General features: G+C 45.6%; 19 protein-coding genes and 2 pseudogenes. 11 read left to right on the top strand and 10 right to left on the bottom strand.

Going from position 1 to position 16,993, the window contains the following annotated elements:
* Positions 1–75: 75 nt before the first annotated feature.
* The gene (locus ACFQPF_RS12390; protein WP_379750049.1) at positions 76–471 is read right to left on the bottom strand and encodes a VOC family protein; all 396 of its coding nucleotides are present in this window, start codon (positions 469–471) and stop codon (positions 76–78) included.
* 160 nt (positions 472–631) lie between these two features.
* Complete coding sequence (locus tag ACFQPF_RS12385) at positions 632–1,591, bottom strand: NAD(P)-dependent alcohol dehydrogenase (RefSeq protein WP_379750048.1); 960 nt, start codon at positions 1,589–1,591, stop codon at positions 632–634.
* Between the two features lie 460 nt (positions 1,592–2,051).
* Here ACFQPF_RS12385 and ACFQPF_RS12380 point away from each other — a divergent pair, with 460 nt between their 5' ends.
* Entirely contained in the window at positions 2,052–2,492 is a 441-nt protein-coding gene (locus tag ACFQPF_RS12380; protein WP_379750062.1) for a CPBP family intramembrane glutamic endopeptidase, read from the top strand.
* Between the two features lie 76 nt (positions 2,493–2,568).
* On the top strand, positions 2,569–3,216 hold the full coding sequence (locus ACFQPF_RS12375; protein ID WP_379750047.1) for a uridine kinase family protein: 648 nt from the start codon (positions 2,569–2,571) through the stop codon (positions 3,214–3,216).
* Here ACFQPF_RS12375 and ACFQPF_RS12370 read toward each other — a convergent pair.
* Positions 3,213–4,265 (bottom strand): LLM class flavin-dependent oxidoreductase, encoded by a 1,053-nt coding sequence (locus ACFQPF_RS12370; protein ID WP_379750046.1) that lies wholly within the window; start codon positions 4,263–4,265, stop codon positions 3,213–3,215. The genes ACFQPF_RS12375 and ACFQPF_RS12370 overlap by 4 nt on opposite strands.
* A 142-nt stretch (positions 4,266–4,407) precedes the next feature.
* Between ACFQPF_RS12370 and ACFQPF_RS12365 the strand changes: the two genes are divergently transcribed.
* A complete protein-coding gene (locus ACFQPF_RS12365) occupies positions 4,408–4,779 on the top strand; it encodes a VOC family protein (protein WP_379750045.1) in 372 nt (123 codons plus the stop codon).
* A gap of 88 nt (positions 4,780–4,867) precedes the next feature.
* Here ACFQPF_RS12365 and ACFQPF_RS12360 read toward each other — a convergent pair whose 3' ends face one another.
* Positions 4,868–5,056, bottom strand: coding sequence for a DUF1272 domain-containing protein (locus ACFQPF_RS12360; protein WP_379750061.1), 189 nt, complete (start codon positions 5,054–5,056; stop codon positions 4,868–4,870).
* Between the two features lie 181 nt (positions 5,057–5,237).
* Here ACFQPF_RS12360 and ACFQPF_RS12355 point away from each other — a divergent pair, with 181 nt between their 5' ends.
* Entirely contained in the window at positions 5,238–5,660 is a 423-nt protein-coding gene (locus ACFQPF_RS12355; RefSeq protein ID WP_379750044.1) for an Lrp/AsnC family transcriptional regulator, read from the top strand.
* A gap of 47 nt (positions 5,661–5,707) precedes the next feature.
* On the opposite strand, the gene ACFQPF_RS12350 is transcribed toward ACFQPF_RS12355, so the two are convergent.
* Positions 5,708–8,839 carry a DEAD/DEAH box helicase gene (locus ACFQPF_RS12350; protein WP_379750043.1) on the bottom strand — a complete coding sequence of 1,044 codons (3,132 nt, stop codon included), beginning with the start codon at positions 8,837–8,839 and terminating at the stop codon, positions 5,708–5,710.
* 138 nt (positions 8,840–8,977) lie between these two features.
* Here ACFQPF_RS12350 and ACFQPF_RS12345 point away from each other — a divergent pair, with 138 nt between their 5' ends.
* From ACFQPF_RS12345 to ACFQPF_RS12315, 7 genes and pseudogenes are all read left to right on the top strand, one after another.
* Positions 8,978–9,406 carry an SRPBCC family protein gene (locus tag ACFQPF_RS12345; RefSeq protein ID WP_379750042.1) on the top strand — a complete coding sequence of 143 codons (429 nt, stop codon included), beginning with the start codon at positions 8,978–8,980 and terminating at the stop codon, positions 9,404–9,406.
* A 64-nt stretch (positions 9,407–9,470) separates the two neighbouring features.
* The gene (lepB, locus tag ACFQPF_RS12340; RefSeq protein WP_379750041.1) at positions 9,471–10,022 is read left to right on the top strand and encodes a signal peptidase I; all 552 of its coding nucleotides are present in this window, start codon (positions 9,471–9,473) and stop codon (positions 10,020–10,022) included.
* Positions 10,023–10,073: 51 nt separating this feature from the next.
* Positions 10,074–10,382, top strand: coding sequence for a hypothetical protein (locus tag ACFQPF_RS12335; RefSeq protein WP_379750040.1), 309 nt, complete (start codon positions 10,074–10,076; stop codon positions 10,380–10,382).
* A 55-nt stretch (positions 10,383–10,437) separates the two neighbouring features.
* A pseudogene (locus ACFQPF_RS12330) lies at positions 10,438–10,824 on the top strand (GNAT family N-acetyltransferase).
* A gap of 24 nt (positions 10,825–10,848) precedes the next feature.
* Positions 10,849–11,280: a VOC family protein gene (locus tag ACFQPF_RS12325; RefSeq protein WP_379750039.1), complete on the top strand. Its 432-nt coding sequence runs from the start codon at positions 10,849–10,851 to the stop codon at positions 11,278–11,280.
* A gap of 66 nt (positions 11,281–11,346) precedes the next feature.
* Positions 11,347–11,922 carry a cupin domain-containing protein gene (locus tag ACFQPF_RS12320; RefSeq protein WP_379750038.1) on the top strand — a complete coding sequence of 192 codons (576 nt, stop codon included), beginning with the start codon at positions 11,347–11,349 and terminating at the stop codon, positions 11,920–11,922.
* Positions 11,923–12,016: 94 nt separating this feature from the next.
* The gene (locus tag ACFQPF_RS12315) at positions 12,017–13,504 is read left to right on the top strand and encodes a multicopper oxidase family protein (RefSeq protein WP_379750037.1); all 1,488 of its coding nucleotides are present in this window, start codon (positions 12,017–12,019) and stop codon (positions 13,502–13,504) included.
* Positions 13,505–13,555: 51 nt separating this feature from the next.
* On the opposite strand, the gene ACFQPF_RS12310 is transcribed toward ACFQPF_RS12315, so the two are convergent.
* From ACFQPF_RS12310 to ACFQPF_RS12290, 5 genes and pseudogenes are all read right to left on the bottom strand, one after another.
* Entirely contained in the window at positions 13,556–14,410 is an 855-nt protein-coding gene (locus ACFQPF_RS12310; RefSeq protein ID WP_379750036.1) for a DUF6671 family protein, read from the bottom strand.
* On the bottom strand, positions 14,401–14,868 hold the full coding sequence (locus ACFQPF_RS12305) for a carbonic anhydrase (RefSeq protein WP_379750035.1): 468 nt from the start codon (positions 14,866–14,868) through the stop codon (positions 14,401–14,403). The genes ACFQPF_RS12310 and ACFQPF_RS12305 overlap by 10 nt, the downstream gene beginning before the upstream one ends.
* A 12-nt stretch (positions 14,869–14,880) precedes the next feature.
* Entirely contained in the window at positions 14,881–15,888 is a 1,008-nt protein-coding gene (locus ACFQPF_RS12300) for a sodium-dependent bicarbonate transport family permease (protein WP_379750034.1), read from the bottom strand.
* A gap of 129 nt (positions 15,889–16,017) precedes the next feature.
* Positions 16,018–16,383, bottom strand: coding sequence for a Na-translocating system protein MpsC family protein (locus ACFQPF_RS12295; protein ID WP_379750033.1), 366 nt, complete (start codon positions 16,381–16,383; stop codon positions 16,018–16,020).
* 305 nt (positions 16,384–16,688) lie between these two features.
* Positions 16,689–16,898, bottom strand: a pseudogene (locus tag ACFQPF_RS12290) (VOC family protein); the annotation flags it as partial.
* Between the last annotated feature and the right edge of the window lie 95 nt (positions 16,899–16,993).

Here is a 16,993-nt window from a genome sequence, read left to right as displayed (position 1 = left end):
ATCTAGAAACATCGGTTGTTCCGTGAAGAAAAAGAAGTAAAAAGCATCGGCATGACAGCCAGATGCTTCGGTTGGTTACTTTGCGTTCTCATCCGGCTGATGGATGCCGAAAATGTTACCCTCTGGATCCGTGTAGTAGCCTTGCCATGCCATACCTGGCAGGGCGTGTTTCGGAAGAGCGACTTTACCGCCGTATTGCAGAATCTTCGCGTCCGTCGCATCGTAATCCTCTACCACCATCGTACATGCAAAACCGCTTAACGGCTGACCTGGCTCGGGCGGCGGACCTTGGCGCTGCATGAGCGCACCGTTGATCCCTGGCTGACCTTCCTCACCCGTTACCGCCCCAAAGTAAGGCATTCCCGCAAACTCGCTCCAATCCTGAAATGACCAGCCAAACACCTCGCCATAAAACCCCTTCGCACGCTCCATGTCACTCACATGAATCTCAAAATGAATTAGTCTACCCATGAGAACCTCCCTGATTTTGAATTCTTCAAGAAGGTATTCTACACAAGAACATACGTTTCCTTCTATTAAGTTTGAATTCTTTACCCAAGCCCGGGGTCCGGTACCTTTTTTCTAAAACCTTGTCCTCATTAACTTTTAATAGAAGAGTACCGGACCCCGTCTATTGAATTTGGATTACAACCTTCCCCTGGGCATGCCCTTCAGCAAAATACGTGAACGCTTCTGGAACTTCAGCAAGCGTGTAGCTTCGGTCAATGACGGGTTTTACTTTACCTGCTTCTATTAACTCCCTCACATACACAAGATCTTCTGTTTTGGGCCGGTGGAGAAAGGTTTTGATTTGTTTGCTGTTCGTTACACCTCGCACCATACTTTGAAAAAGCTGCGAGCCTGAACCGCCGACGCATATGAACATTCCCCCTGGCCGCAGTTTGCTTTTATACACAGAAATTGGCTGATTTCCGTTTGTGCCGAGTATCACATCGTACTGATCACTTTTTTTCGTGAAATCCTCCACCTTGTAATCAATCACCGTATCTGCACCAATGGATCGCACAATCTCTACGTTACGCGTACTGCATACCGCCGTCACCTTTGCACCGAGCGCTTTGGTGATCTGCACAGCGAACGTTCCGACACCGCCTGATGCTCCGTACACCAGTACTTTCTGGTCAGGCTGCACGCGTGCTTTATCGCGCAGTGCCTGCAGCGCGGTGACTGCGGCCATCGGAACGGCTGCAGCCTCCTCAAATGATAGATTCACAGGCTTCCGAACGAGCACGCTCTCCGGAACAGACACATATTCCGCGAAACTGCCCCAGCCCGCACCGGACAGATCCGCGAACACCTCGTCACCCTCCTGAAACTTTGCCACATTACTTCCCACCGCTTCCACAACACCCGACATATCGCCACCCGGTATGGCGAATTTCGGTTTGGTTAACCCAAAAACGAAACGTGCTAAGAAGGGCTTTCCTGTTAAAAGCGCTAAATTGCCATAGTTTATTGAAGCGGCCTTCACCCTAACAAGCACATGGTCATCTGCCAAAACGGGCTGATTCACCTCTTTTATCTGAATCACATCAGAGTTGCCGTATTTTTCGGTAACGATAGCTTTCATATTATCCTCCTACACTCGTAATCTCAGACTGTTACAGCTTATTTCAGCTCAAATATAATTAGACCTTTCTCAGACTGACACGAGGATATAGGTAAAATATGTTAAAATACTCGTAAACCCAGAAAAGGGGGCAACTCCCATCATTCCACCATTACTAGCATTCCTGTTTCTAGCAGGCATTATTCTCTTTTCTCTTAACCTATTCGCTTGGGGACTGCTCCCTCTTTCACTGTTAATACTCTTGTTCTTAACTAAGCGAGCATACCGTTCTACAGCTTCATTGTTTGTCTTCTTTTTACTAGGATTATGCCTCTTTCAAATAGGCAGCAGCATAATACAGAAACAAAATTTAGATCTGCAGACCACCGTCCTTCTTAATAGAAGTTTGCTGCTTCTCATCCTTCTTAGCACGTTGTTAACCCTTACGCTAACAAAACAAAGAATTTCATTTTTCTTGAACATGCCGGACTGGAATCGAACACTATCCATGCCTTTTCATACGATTAAACTACCGAAATTTCTTTTCGCAGGTCTTTTTGGTTCATGTACAATCTTTATCCCGTTAAGTTTCAAACAAGACATTGGCGCTATCGAAAATCTAATTTTATTTGCGTTAGTGTTCGCTTTAATAAACGCAATACTGGAAGAAGTCATTTGGCGAGGCGTTATGCTGTCCAGTTTGCGCGACAATGTCTCTCCACTATATGCCGTGTGCGTAACGAGCATAGGATTCGGGCTGCTGCATCTTTCAATCGGTATGCCACTGCTAACGAGTTTACTTTTTTCGTTTGGAGGACTATTTTATGCGATCGTCGTTCTCAAGACTAACAGCCTTTACCCTGCCATCACATTCCACATCATCATTAACCTCGGCATGGTTCTAAATGGGTGGATACTGTAACTAGCCGGGGTCCGGTACTTTTTCTGAAAACTGTGGTACACTATTAAACTGACAATTTTATTGATTAGGAGGACATATGGAGAGACTCATACAAGAAATTGCAGAATACATACGCTCTGAAAATAGGAGACTGGTAATTGGCATCTCGGGACATGGGGCATCCGGCAAATCTACATTTGCACAAAAGCTTATTAACAACCTCGAACAGAACACCATCAATTTTATAAATACCGATATTTATATCGTGGACTCATATGTGAGGAAACACGCATTTATTGACTATGAATATGAGAACAGCCAGCACCGGGAAAAAATGACGGCCTGCTATCCTGCTGCTCATCACACTTTTGCATTGGAAAGAGACGTTCAAATGATGAGAGACGGTTTGGATCTGTACTCCATCGGCTCACCTTACGCAAGAAGTGTGCTGCTTTCATCTGAAAAGAAAATCAATATAGTAGAAGGCATGAGTGTGGCGTTTACAAATCCTGAGTTGTACGACCTGAGAATTTATCTGTATACAGACAGTGAAACCGAATATATGAGAAGGTCAGTCCGCGACATAACAGAAAGAGGAATGGATCCTTCATTTCTAAAAAGGACCCATAACGAACGGAGAATTCAGTATGAGCTGTTTATGCATCCTAAACACGAGAACTTTGATCTGGTGATAAAAAACTCAAATGAAGAGTTTTCTGTAGAAAAAGGGTTAAAACTCGTTTAACCCTGCTCCGCTTCCCACTTTGCCACGTCTTCCCTCACACGCGGCGCAACCTCTTTCCCGAATAGCTCAATCGCATTCATCACTTGATCGTGTGGCATCGTGCCGACCGGAACGTGCAGCATGAACCGTGTAACACCGACATTTTTACGGAGGTGAAGTATTTTCTCGGCAACAGTTTGCGGATCACCGACATACAGCGCACCGTTCAAACTGCGTGCCGCATCAAACGTCTCACGTGTGTAAGGACTCCACCCACGCTCACGGCCCAGCTTGTTCATCACAACAGCCGTTGATGGGAAAAACAGGTCAGCTGCCGTCTCCGTATCCTGCGCCACAAAGCCATGTGAATGCGACGCGACCTTCAGCTTGTTCTCATCATGTCCGGCGTGTTTGGCCGCTTGCTTGTAAAGCTGCACGAGCGGAGCAAAGTGCAGCGGGCTTCCGCCGATAATGGCGAGTACGAGCGGCAAGCCGAGCAACCCGGCGCGAACGACCGACTCCTGATTTCCGCCGCTTCCAATCCAAATCGGCAGCGGATCCTGTACAGGGCGCGGATACACGCTCACATTTTCAATCGCAGGGCGGTGCTTGCCGCTCCACGTCACGTTCTCCGACTTTTGCAGCGTTAGCAGTAAATCCAGCTTCTCTTCAAACAGCTCCTCGTAATCTCGCAAATCGTAACCGAACAACGGGAACGATTCAATGAACGAGCCCCGCCCTGCCATAATTTCAGCGCGTCCGTTCGATAAGCCGTCAAGCGTAGCAAAATCTTGATACACGCGAACCGGGTCAGCCGAGGACAGCACAGTCACGGCACTCGTCAGGCGGATGTTCTTCGTCTGAGTGGCCGCAGCCGCCAGGACAACGGCTGGCGATGACGCAGCAAAATCCTCACGATGATGCTCACCGACACCAAACACATCCAGTCCCACCTGATCCGCTAGAACAATCTCCTCCACCACTTCCCGCAGCCGCTCTGCATGGCTGATCACGTGCCCCGATTTCACATCCGGCGTCGTTTCTACGAATGTGCTTATGCCTAGTTCCATAACCATTCCTCCTGCAATTTCCATTGTAATTCGGATTATATCACGATTTACTTTATTATCCTTTTAACATGCTTTCGCAGGAGTTCTGCCATAAGATGAAGTATATGTAGTTGAAGAAATAACGATGGATACAGGAGGAACTATGAAACTAGGCGCATTCTCTGTAAGTTTAACGGTAAAAGACATTAACAAATCAAAAGCGTTTTACGAAAAATTAGGATTTGAAACACTCGGCGGAGAGCTTGCTAACAATTGGCTCATCATGAAGAATGAAGATACGGTTATTGGCCTTTTTCAAGGAATGTTTGAAAAAAACATTCTAACCTTTAATCCAGGATGGAATCAGAACGCAGAGAACGTAGAATCATTTACTGATGTTCGTGATATTCAAAAACAGCTTTTAGAGCAAGGTGTTGTGTTGCAGACGAAAGCAGAGGAAACCGGCGAAGGACCTGCGCACTTTACGATTGAGGATCCGGATGGCAATATTATTTTGGTCGATCAGCATCGATAACGAATTTACAAAACCGGGGTCCGGTACGTTTACAAATGACAGCTGCTAATGGCTATAGCTGTAATGTAAACGTACCGGACCCCATCATTTAAACAATTGAACAGCTGACGTTCACATTCCCTGGTTTAGGACGCGGCACGAGTTCACCGTTACAATTGGGACATATATGGTGGCTCTTTACTGTACAATCCTCGCAAAACGTACATTCATGAACACAGATAAACGATAGTGACGTTTTGTGTAATTTCACAGCACATTTTTCACAGCTCTCTCTCATTTCTAACATATTGGAAAACAACCCCTTTATTGTTTTTTGTTGTCATACCCTTCTGATATCCATTATAATTTGACCTATCTTATTTTCACATGCGAATTTCACGCTAATTTCGACTGTTTGCTTATGTAATGACGGAAAAACAAAAGGTTTTCTTTAAAATTTAAAGTGGGGTGTATTATATATGGATGAGATCGATTACGAGATATTACAGCACCTGCAGGATGATGCGCGGATATCCATGACAGCATTGGGAAAGAAAATTGGACTGTCAACTCCTGCTGTGAACGAAAGAGTGAAGAAACTCGAGGACAAGGGAATTATTGAGAGCTACAGGGCCGTCGTTAATCCGGAAAAAATACAGAAGCCAATCATGGCGTTCATTTTATATGATGATACAAAATGCAGCTCGTTCGTGGAGTTTTGCAAAAACCACCCTGATGTCATTGAATGCCACCGGTTAGCTGGTCAATACAATTACCTGATCAAGGTTGTTACCGATACCGTTCACTCGCTGGAAACATTCATAGATTCTACCATGCCGCTCGGAAAGCCATCTACCTTAATAAGGCTGTCCTCGCCCGTCGTTCATAAAGCGATGAAGTAACTTAAAAAGCTCTCCAATCGTCTTTAGATTGAAGAGCTTTTTATTAATCATACATTTAGAATCTCCCGAATATCCTCCTCGGTCAAACTCCCGCTTCCGGCTTCCCCATCCATCATATCCGATATCAGATCTCTCTTCTTCTCCTGCAGCTCGTACATTTTTTCTTCTATAGTACCTCTAGAAATAAGCTTGATAACCTGGACGGTGTTTTTCTGCCCCATTCGGTGGGCTCGGTCGGCGGCTTGCTGTTCGACCGCTGGGTTCCACCATAGGTCGTATAGAATGACCGTGTCTGCCCCGGTCAGATTCAGGCCGGTTCCTCCTGCTTTTAAAGAAATCAGGAACAAATCACGTTCGCCGCTGTTAAATCGGTTGCAGATGTCCAGCCGGTCTTCGGATGGCGTTGCGCCGTCCAGGTAAAAGTACGTCTGGCCGCGTGCTGTCATCTCCCGCCCGATCAGCTGCAGCATTTTCGTAAACTGCGAGAAAATGAGGACTCGCCGACCTGACATTCGCGCTTCTTCCAACAGCTGCAGCAGCTGTTCAAATTTGGCTGAACTGCCGTTATATCCGTCGACGAAAAGGGACGGATGGCAGCAGATTTGCCGCAGACGCGTGAGTCCGGCTAATATGCGGATGCGGTTTTTCCGGATCGTCTCTTTATCGAGGTGTTTTAACGTATCGTGCCGCAGCTTCGCTAAATAAGCGGCGTACAGCTTTTTCTGCTCTGGCAGCAACTCGGTTGATTCTCGGCTTTCAATCTTATCCGGTAGTTCACTCAATACGTCTTCCTTTTTCCGGCGCAGCAAGAATGGCCGGACTCTGCGCGATATATCACTCCGCTGCAAAAAGCTGAACTCCTTCAACCCTTTGAAAAGCTGTGGAAAGACAACATGATAGATCGACCACAGTTCTTCAATAGAATTTTCAACTGGCGTTCCGGTCAATCCGAAACGGTGTTCGGCCTGAATTCGTTTCACCGCCATCGCCGTCTGGGTGAGCGGGTTCTTGAAATATTGTGCTTCATCAAAGAAAACGGTGTGAAACGTCTGCCCCGCATACCAGGAAATATCGCGGCGCAATAACGAATACGACGTGATGATCACATCCACATCGTCGAGGTCACGCTGCAGATTTTCGCGTTCGCGCCTGCTGCCGTCCATCACGACCGCCTGCAGCATCGGTGCAAACTTCATCATTTCATTACGCCAATTATATGTGAGCGATGACGGACAGACGATTAAGATCGGCATGCTTCGCTCTCGGATCGTGGTCAGCTCGGAAACGATGAACGCGATCGCTTGCACCGTTTTGCCGAGTCCCATGTCATCGGCCAGCACACCGCCAAAGCCGAAGCTGGCCAGCGTTTTCATCCATCGAAACCCATGCTTTTGATAATCTCGCAAAACAGAATTCAAGCTCTCCGGCACCTGAAAATCTAAGCTATTCGGATTGCGCAGCTGCTCAAGAAACTGCTGAAACGACTCTTCTGCAGTGAAAACGGAACTGTCGTCCATAGCATCTAAAAACGACAAACTCTGAATGAACGGCATGTTCAACCGTGCTTCATGGTCCATTTCCTGAACCGGGGCGGCGGCGAGAAATCGCTGGATCTCCTGCATTTCCCTCGTTTCGAGCGACATCAGTGCACCGTTTCTTAATCGGTAATATTTTCGCTTCTCCTCTAACGCCGTTAACATATCACGAATCTCTTGATCGTTGATTCCGGTCATTTCAAACTTAAATTCGAGCCAGTTCGTCCGCTCTTTTTTCACCTTCACTTTAATTCTTGGAAACACATCTTTTTTTACGATGCGCGTCCGCACAGCAGTTGTCGCGTACAGCTGAACTAGCTGCTGCAGCTTTGGTACGGTATGAAACAGAAATTCATACTCCAGCTCTTCATTTTGCATAAAATAGCCGCCGTCGGATCGGAAAAAGCCGCTTTCCTCCATCAGCTGCAAAATGGTCTCTTCCTTCTCCGTATCCCGGACGATTAGCGGTCCAGCTACTGGCGAATCCTGTGATTCCAGCGGCTGAATCACAACATTTTCATACACTAACTCGAGTCCTGCGAGCAGCCGATTTTTCACCCGGTCCAGGTATAGCTTTGCGACGAGCGGCGTTTTATGGAACCGTTGCGACAGCACAGAATCAAGCTTTACACTGCCGATTCGTTTTAGACTCGGCACAATATGGGTAAGAAACTCGTCAATCTGCTCGTGCGGAATGTGAATGTGGTTTGTCCCTGGGAAAGACAGCATCTGCTTTAATTCCGCTAACCGGTCGCCATCCTGCTGCTGCAGCTGATAAAGAACACCGTCAAACAGCACTGAGCTGTAACGTTTCATGACGGCCATCCGGTCAAATCCGTTGATCGAGAGCACGTACTGCGCACCTTTTTCTTCTAATAAGAACGATAACGGCGGTGTTTCATCTACGATACGAAGCTTGTGATACGAAAAGCCGCGGTGGTGCAGTGTGACGGATGGCGCTGCAGCCAGCATGCTAGCGAGGCGTTTCCATGCGGCAGGCGGAATGATGATTTGCGGTGACACTTCCCGTTCATCATCTTTAACATCAGCCAATTCTTGCATCACCACATCGTTTTCTTTTACAAAACAGTTCAAGTTCGGATCAAAGATACCGTTCGGTCTGCCACGCTTCAAGTCAGCAAGAAAACGCACAACATCGTTTACTTTTGTACCTCCAACTTCTAGTTTCAACCCGAACAACACATCGCCGTTTTCACAATCAACTGGCTCTAAAATAAACGTCACATCCTGCACGTCTCTTTTTTCGAAATGAAGCTGATGGGCACTGGATCTTGCCGCACTTGTGTTAAACAGAGTTAGAAACTCTCGCGTCAGCTCGTTTTCAGATGACGATTCCACCCCAAAATTTCTTTTCTGTTGAATTTCCTGGATCGCTAAAAGAACTGCCGCAACGTGCTGGCAGGACTTTTGATAGTTTGCGAGTGAAGGACAGCTGCAGGATGTCTGCATTTTTTGATCAATCGTGACATGGAAATCTTCCACACCGCTCACAATTGCTTCACAACGATCCTCGTTAAATTCCTTGATATTCACTTTATTGGCAGCATGAAAGGCACTGCCCTTTTTAAAGGAGACGATACCGCACATTTCCTTGATTAAATTCGTCTTCACCTTCCTGTTCATGCGCTTCGTCTCCTTCTGTCCGTTCTTGATCTCTTCCTTCAACTTACCTTGTTATGAGATTAGAATCAAGCGAGTGCAGGACATTCACCAAACGTAGCGAAAACAATAACTATCCTCTGTTTGAAAGGTGGTCATAACATGCAAACGAGTGGAAAGACGACGATTACGGTAGAAACGGTGGTTCAAGCTCCTGCTGAGAAGGTGTGGAAGTATTGGACAGAGCCGCAGCATATCACGCAATGGTCATTTGCTTCAGATGACTGGCATGCGCCGCACGCGGAAAATGATTTGAAAGCAGGCGGAAGATTTCTAACACGAATGGAAGCAAAGGACGGCAGCTTTGGATTTGATATGACGGGATCATATGATGAGATCAAGGAAAACGAGTACATTGCCTACACCATCGATGATGGACGCAAAGTTACGATTCAATTTATCGAACAAGGCGGCGAAACGAAGGTAGTGGAGGAATTTGAAGCAGAAGGTACGTTTTCCATCGAGCAGCAAAAAGAAGGCTGGCAGGGCTTTTTGAACAATTTTAAGAAATACAGCGAACAGCAGAGATAACTGTTGAGTGAAAAAGCACGGCTAATCGCGGTGCTTTTTCACTGTTAAATGGAGGCTGAAGAATATGGCTAAGAAAAGAAAGAATGAACTGTTCGAATGGGTGAAGGCCCTTCTTGGTGCTTTAGCTATCGTTTTCATTGTGCGCACGTTTATCTTTAGTCCGATTGTGGTGGACGGGGAGTCTATGAATCCTACCCTTGTGGACGCGGAGCGTATGCTTGTTACGAAGATTGGCGAACCTGAACGATTCGACATTGTGGTGTTTCACGCTCCGGACGGCAGAGATTACATCAAGCGGGTTATCGGGCTGCCGGGAGACAAGATTCACTATAAAGACGATGTGCTGTACATAAATGGCAAAGCGTATGAAGAGCCATACCTTACGCCTTTTAAGGAAAAATTGAACGGAGATGTTTTAACCTATCCCTTCACGTTAGAGGATACGGCGGTAGGAAGCAAAACGGTTCCGAAAGATCACCTGTTTGTAATGGGTGATAATCGAAGAGACAGCCGTGACAGCCGGGAGATCGGCGCGGTTCATTACGATAAAATCATCGGAACAACGAACATCGTGTTTTATCCGTTTGAAGAGATTAAGATTATTAAGACTCCCTAGATCGTTATCCATCAGGGAGTTTTTTCGTTTTTTTCTTGAGGGGGACAATCAATGAAAAGATACGTTTTGTCTATTGTCTGCGTTTTATTTGTGGTCGCGGTACTTGCCGCGGGTACGAATCCGACGGAGCAAGATTATCATGCTTATACAGAAAAAGAAACTGGAAAGATTACACCAGAAAGTGTCATCGTTGAAAGAATTGATTTCCAGGTATTCTCTACCTTTGCCCCTCATATGCCCAATGATGAATATAGCATTGTTCACTTAGGCTTCATGGGTATGTTTTTTCAAATTTCTAAGAAAATGAATAATTATCCGGAGTGGTTGGAGATGTTCAGAGAGTGCGCTTGTGCGGAATAATGGTCAGGTTCAAATCATTCCCTACGATCCTTCATACGCTGAACAAACGGTGACGATGTGGCGGGATAGCAAGGAACACGCCATTGGCCAGAAGGACATTCACAGCGTCGAGAGCCATATCCATTTTTAAAATCAAATTTTACCAAAACAATATCTTATTGAATTGGCTTTTATTCATGAGCAACTTGTCGGCATGATTGCTTATAACGAGCGGGAAATTAGCCAACTTTATGTTCATATTAACTATCAAGGTCTCGGCGTAGGAAACGTGCTGCTGCATCGAGCGAAAGCTCACTCAACTGGTGTGCTAACGCTTTACACGTTTGAAGTGAATAAAAACGCTCAGCAATTTTATGAAAAGCATGGATTTACGATAATCGGCAGAGGCAACGAAAACGAAGAGAATCTGCCGGATATTTTGTATGAATGGCGATCTCATTAACACATCAAATTGGAGGTATTCAAGATGAAAATCCAGAAAGCCAATCATATGGGTGTGATTGTGAACGACCTGTCTGCAGCTACAGCATTTTTTCTAGATATTGGACTTGAGCTGAAAGGACAATGGGATGTAAATGAGGAATGGATCTTGGCGTTCACCGGGGTGCCCAACACGACCGCAACCTGCACAGGGTTTGGTGCGTCTGATGACCACATATGGATTGAGCTCATCCAATTTCATTCTGCTGAAAACGTCATACCTGAGCGTAATGCTCATCCCCTGAATATCCAGCATATCGCCTTTAAGGTGGAGGATATGGAAAGCATTGTTGCGAAATTAAACGAAAAAGGAACAGCTGCAATTAGTGAGATCAAGCGTTATGAAAAAACATGTAAGTTATGTTACGTTCGCGGGCCAGAAGGGATTATTGTTGAGCTATCTGAAACCATTCAGTAAATCATCACGAACGCTGGGTCTTCGCATAACATGCTACATAACGCAGAATCTTTATGAGGTGAAGACATGGATAACCGCTCTCACTCTGTTCAATATACGTTTGATGTGAATACAAGCCCTTTGTTTGTAAAAGATAACGAGAATTATATAAACATAGCCGGTGTGAAACAGCTGAACTCTCTGGAGAATCTCTCTCTTCTTGATATTTTCATGAGCAAAAATAATGTTGTAGAACCTCATTATCATCAAAACGCCGCCGAGCTCGTGTATGTCATTTCCGGTTCTGTGCTCGTGGCGATACTGAATCCTCACACGAAGCAACTGCTGCAGTTTCAGGTCACGCCTGGACAAATAGCTAACATTCCGCAAGGCTGGTGGCACTATGAAATCGCTTTGCAGGATCACACGCACCTGCTGGCTATTTTCAATGCTTCTACACCAGAAGTCGTACTAGGCTCCGACATTTTAGCATTCACTCCGGCCAATGTTATGGCGCATACGTATTGCCTGGACCAGAATCAATGGCAACAGGCCATTGCCCCAATTAAACCTTCCACTTATATCGGGCCGTATACCAATTGCAGCAGATACCATCAGTATGTTCCGCAAACTCATTATACTCAGCAATATTGGCAGTATTAAAAAAGTACTTTTTCATGGGTAGGTAAACAAACATTTTCCGGCACTCCTTCATTTAATAAAAAGAGTTGATTTATATAAAAGGAGAATGAAACGTTTGGAGCTGCGAAAGTTTGTGGATGCTCTTCCGATTCCGTCTGTGATCAAGCCAGATGGAACGTATCGGGGGAAGCCGTATTATGAGGTTAAGATGCTTGAAACGCTGCACCGGTTTCACAAAGATTTGCCAAAAGCGAAGGTATGGGGCTACAACGGACTCGTGCCTGGGCCGACGTTTGAGGTAAAGAAAGATGAAGATATTTATGTGAAGTGGCAGAACAAGCTTCCACTCAAGCATTTTCTGCCGGTCGACACGACCATTCACGGTGCGATGGACACACCAGAAGTGCGGACGGTCGTTCATCTTCACGGAAGTCCTTCTGAACCTGCGAGTGACGGTCATCCTGAAGCCTGGTTCACGCGCAATTATAAAGTGACAGGCTCCCATTTCGAGAAGAAAATCTATCATTATACGAACGCCATGCGCGCGACCAACCTTTGGTATCATGACCATGCGCTCGGCATCACCCGTCTTAACGTGTATGCCGGTCTTGCCGGAATGTATTTCATCCGTGATGAAAAGGAAAAATCCTTGCGCCTGCCAAAAGGAAAATACGAGGTTCCGCTCGTCGTTGTGGACCGTTCGTTCAATCCGGACGGCTCGCTCTTTTACCCATCGCAGCCGCGAAATCCATCTCCCGACCTGCCGAATCCTTCCATCGTGCCCGCCTTTTTCGGCGATACGGTAACCGTAAACGGCAAAGTGTGGCCATTTTTAAAAGTAGAGCCGCGCAAGTACCGGTTCCGCCTGCTGAACGCCTCCAACACCCGCACGTACAAATTTCAGTTCAGCAACAATATGCCATTCTTTTTAATCGGAACAGACGGCGGTTTACTCGCACGTCCCATTCAAGTAAGTAGTCTGGACGTTTCCCCAGCTGAACGGATTGATATTGTGGTTGATTTTTCACAATTAAAAGGGCAAAACGTTGTGCTGCAGGACGGGTTTGAACTAGACAGTGAAATCGGCAACATTATGCAATTTAAGGTAGCGAAGGAACTATGTGCTCCTGACCGCAGTCAAGTGCCTGAACACTTGAGCACCCTCCCTCCGATTCCGCTCGATCAAGTGAGGAAAATTAGACGTATCACGTTAAACGACTCGGAAGACGAATACGGCCGGCTCATGCTGTTGTTTGACGATAAGACATGGAGCGATCACCCGACCGAAACACCGCTAATTGGCTCGGTGGAAATTTGGGAGCTCGTTAACCAGACACCGGGCATTCATCCGATTCATATCCACCTCGTCGATTTCCGCATCATCGGCCGATTCGACGCACAAGGCAACAAACTTCCGCCATTGCCAGCGGACTTCGGGATAAAGGATACCGTACTTGTAGACGCCAACCAAACCGTTCGGCTCATTATGAAATTCCAGCCGTATTGCGGCGATTATGTGTGGCACTGCCACAGGTTAGAGCATGAAGATCATGATATGATGCGGCCGTTGATTGTTCGTCCGGATAAGAAAAAGAAAGATTAATATATTGTCAAAGGCAGCCGACCCGAGTGGTCGGCTGCCTTTCTCAATACCTTATGGATTACAAAACAAACAATTCACCGGATCGGCAAATGTCTTCCCTTTCGGATACAGTTTTTCCTCACAATGGCCACATTTTTTACAGCGATAAACATCGGCAATGATTAGTGGTGTCTTTAACCCGCATTCTCGGCACAACAATCCTTTTTTTCTTTCCACGACCTCAAAGCCTGGGTAGGAACATTTGGAACAGAGGCTATAAATCTTATCGATAAGGTTTTGTGTTGCTGCCTCAATATATTTCATTCTGGTCGGATTGAACATAGCGCGCATATCGGTTTCTATACTGAAGTCTTTATCAGCGCTTTTCATCAGACGCTCAAAGGCTTGCTCCAACTCTTTTTTACTTGTTATTCCTTTTATCCACTCATTATTGTTCCGCACGATCACTGCATGCTCGGGAAATCCAACTTTCTCACAAAATCGATGTGCGTCTTCTATATTCTTTATCTGCAAGCTTTTTAAGTTCGTATCGGTCGTCATCGATTCTCCTATTATTTCAAATTGATTCTCTACATCAATCAACAAAACGAGCTCGCGGTTATACCCCACCCACGGTACAAGCGGGTGCGGACCGAATAGTCCCTCACTCGCAATCGCAATCGTATGACCTGTTAACGATAGCGCATGCTGAGCTTTATGCCTGGCTGCTTCTAGTTGATTTCCCATCCTATCAACGTCTCGAGTAAACGTACCGAATGTGTCTGTATTCAACTGAGTCGGAACATGCACTCTCACTCTAAGGTGTTTTTCGAGCAATGGCGACATGACTTTTTCTTTTTGATGCATAGTAGCCAAAGTCGCCATCCTTTTGCCGAAAAAGTTAGCAATCACTTCTTTTATCTCCACTTCTCAAACTCTCCTGAGCGATTCACCATATATCCATGAACATCAATAGATTTTGGAATCAGAGGATGCTTCTTTATCCGTTCAATATTGTTCCTCATGATCTCATAGCTATCGTGCGGACCAGCAAGCCATTGCAGCACATCGTGATTCACAACATCGGTATAGTTAATCGTGTGGATGACTCGTTTCGTTACACCGGTTTGTTGAATTTTATCCCAAAGCATCTCTTTGCTCACGTTATTCTCCGTCCTATCCCGCTCGCCAATCATCACAATTTCATCTGCGTTTTCAGTGTATATGGCAAGAATGATATTTCTCATCAGACAGCCATACGGTTGCAATATAACCGATCCGCAACTTCTCAAAATCACGAGGTCCTCTTTCTTTTTCTTGGTAATGTCCGAAAATAACGAAGACCACTCTTCTCCTCCACCTGTCACAATCAATGTTTTGGCCATAACTGTTCCTCCTTAAGATATGAATTTCGCCAGTTCATGAAATACGGGAATGCCAATAAGTAAGTTAAACGGAAACGTCACGCCGAGCGATAGTCCTAAATAAATGGACGGACTGGCATCTGGCACGGACGTTTTGAGCGCTGCCGGTGCGGCGATGTATGAGGCACTTCCCGCTAAAACGCCCATGAGCGTCACACCCCCTAGTGACAAGCCGACCACGCTTCCAACAAGCACTCCTAAGCTGCCGAACACGAGCGGAGCTAAGATACCAAAGATGATGAGCTTTACTCCATGCTTCTTCACTTCCGGCAAGCGCTGACCCGCCACCAGTCCCATGTTTAACAAAAAAAGCACGAGCACACTGCTGTATAAGTCGATGAACAGCGGCTGCACCTTTGGCAGCGCCTGTTCGCCGAGTATCACACCAATTAGTAAGCTTCCGACGAGCAACAAAATGCTCTTCCCAAAAATCGTTTCTTTCAGGATGGATTTGTCGATTAGATTGCTGTAACTAGGGACGAACCCTAAGCGCTGAGATGGAACCATCAGCACATCTCGCTTGTTTTCCATGATCTTCAGTACGAGCAGAGACACCAGTATAGCTGGACTTTCCATTAACACGACGATGGCGTTCATGAATCCTTCATACGACGTACCTGTGTTGTTCAAAAAAGATATCGCCGCGCCATACGTCACGATGCTGATCGATCCGTATGTGGCCGCCAGTCCAACCGAATTCTTCAAATCCATTTTGATGAACTTCATCACAATCAGCGTAATAAATGGGATAACGATTCCCAAAAACAACGCACCTACTATAGGAGCGAACACCGCCTCAATGGAATACTTGGAAAGTTCGATTCCCCCTTTCATGCCAATGGCAATTAACAAATAAATGCTCAGCCCTTCGCTAAATCCATTCGAGAACTTTAAATCTGATTTAAACAGTGCCGCGATCACGCCTAATACGAAAAATAAAACAGCCGGTGATAACAGATTTTGCACGATCATATCGTTCATGACTTCTTCCTCCTGATCTTTTTATTTATAAAAAAAACCGACAATATCAGCATTCAAACGGTTCTCGCCGCTTTTTACTGAATTGCCGGTTTATCTTTAACTGACGTCTCGTCTTTTAAAGATCTCCCATTATGTTATTTTCTTTTCTAAGTTTTCCTCTAGTTTAAAGACCATCACCCGTTCGCCTGTACGCGAGCTGATATCGGTATGAAAGCTTTTCACTTTTTCACCTGTTATCGTGAGGATGATATCCTTCAGATTTTCGATTCCACATTCCACAAGCTCGGAACGCGTTTTCTTGATCATCAGCATGCCCTCTTTCGTTTCACAAACCACGTATTCCGCAGGCGTCAGCACACCCTGCAGGTTAACGATAATCATATCGCGCAATATATCGGTCTTAACGGACACCGAACCTCGCCCGAGAAAATCCTTTTCCCACTGCGTTATGACCTTGCTGATCTCTGTTTCTATCGTTCCTTTTGTCTTTTTCAAAAAAGCTGTTCCCCCTTTTTATTGCCGTTGAGATGTAAAAAAAAAAATCGGCCTATTCCTTAAACTAAACATAGCTAAGAAATACACCGATTTATCTTATGTAACTTTTTCACTAGATAGGCTGCCTTTTCGTCCAGTCAAATTTTCATTTAACAGCACGCTCAAGCTTCCTCAGCATATAAAAAGTTTCACAACATCTCTCGACCATTCAATTAATTTTAAATTACGGCAAAACCAATAAAATGTCAATTAGGAAATGATTAGGGCTTTATTAGTTTATGACAAGATGTACTCAACTGTGCACCTTACTTCTCCCAAAGTTCAATCAACCGGCCCTCCGGATCTGTAATCCATAGAAATTTTCCGTATTCGCTATTTTCCTGTTGCTTAGCAAGCGGCACCCCTATGCGCTCGAGGTGCTGAATCATTTCGTCTAAATCATGCACCTGAAAGTTCAGCATCACCTGCTGGTGTGTTGGGAAATAGCTGTCATTCTCTTTGAAAAAGAACAAAATCGCTAACGCGACTTAATGACGTCCCAAGTGAACCTCGTTCACTTGGGATTATTTCTCGCTTGAATCATCGTGCCTCCGCAGTTCGGGCACTGAAT

The organism is Fictibacillus iocasae, from assembly GCF_042665465.1.
GTDB lineage: Bacteria > Bacillota > Bacilli > Bacillales > Fictibacillaceae > Fictibacillus > Fictibacillus iocasae.
The sequence above is the reverse complement of the archived record's forward strand: the minus strand, read 5'-3'. Positions and strand labels throughout refer to the sequence as shown.

What these genes read in the sequence shown, in the direction of transcription:
- ACFQPF_RS12390 (WP_379750049.1), bottom strand. Translation starts at nt 471, where the DNA reads ATGGGTAGACTAATTCATTTTGAGATTCATGTGAGTGACATGGAGCGT.
- ACFQPF_RS12385 (WP_379750048.1), bottom strand. Translation starts at nt 1,591, where the DNA reads ATGAAAGCTATCGTTACCGAAAAATACGGCAACTCTGATGTGATTCAG.
- ACFQPF_RS12380 (WP_379750062.1), top strand. Translation starts at nt 2,052, where the DNA reads ATGCCGGACTGGAATCGAACACTATCCATGCCTTTTCATACGATTAAA.
- ACFQPF_RS12375 (WP_379750047.1), top strand. Translation starts at nt 2,569, where the DNA reads ATGGAGAGACTCATACAAGAAATTGCAGAATACATACGCTCTGAAAAT.
- ACFQPF_RS12370 (WP_379750046.1), bottom strand. Translation starts at nt 4,265, where the DNA reads ATGGAACTAGGCATAAGCACATTCGTAGAAACGACGCCGGATGTGAAA.
- ACFQPF_RS12365 (WP_379750045.1), top strand. Translation starts at nt 4,408, where the DNA reads ATGAAACTAGGCGCATTCTCTGTAAGTTTAACGGTAAAAGACATTAAC.
- ACFQPF_RS12360 (WP_379750061.1), bottom strand. Translation starts at nt 5,056, where the DNA reads ATGAGAGAGAGCTGTGAAAAATGTGCTGTGAAATTACACAAAACGTCA.
- ACFQPF_RS12355 (WP_379750044.1), top strand. Translation starts at nt 5,238, where the DNA reads ATGGATGAGATCGATTACGAGATATTACAGCACCTGCAGGATGATGCG.
- ACFQPF_RS12350 (WP_379750043.1), bottom strand. Translation starts at nt 8,839, where the DNA reads ATGAACAGGAAGGTGAAGACGAATTTAATCAAGGAAATGTGCGGTATC.
- ACFQPF_RS12345 (WP_379750042.1), top strand. Translation starts at nt 8,978, where the DNA reads ATGCAAACGAGTGGAAAGACGACGATTACGGTAGAAACGGTGGTTCAA.
- lepB (WP_379750041.1), top strand. Translation starts at nt 9,471, where the DNA reads ATGGCTAAGAAAAGAAAGAATGAACTGTTCGAATGGGTGAAGGCCCTT.
- ACFQPF_RS12335 (WP_379750040.1), top strand. Translation starts at nt 10,074, where the DNA reads ATGAAAAGATACGTTTTGTCTATTGTCTGCGTTTTATTTGTGGTCGCG.
- ACFQPF_RS12325 (WP_379750039.1), top strand. Translation starts at nt 10,849, where the DNA reads ATGAAAATCCAGAAAGCCAATCATATGGGTGTGATTGTGAACGACCTG.
- ACFQPF_RS12320 (WP_379750038.1), top strand. Translation starts at nt 11,347, where the DNA reads ATGGATAACCGCTCTCACTCTGTTCAATATACGTTTGATGTGAATACA.
- ACFQPF_RS12305 (WP_379750035.1), bottom strand. Translation starts at nt 14,868, where the DNA reads ATGGCCAAAACATTGATTGTGACAGGTGGAGGAGAAGAGTGGTCTTCG.
- ACFQPF_RS12300 (WP_379750034.1), bottom strand. Translation starts at nt 15,888, where the DNA reads ATGAACGATATGATCGTGCAAAATCTGTTATCACCGGCTGTTTTATTT.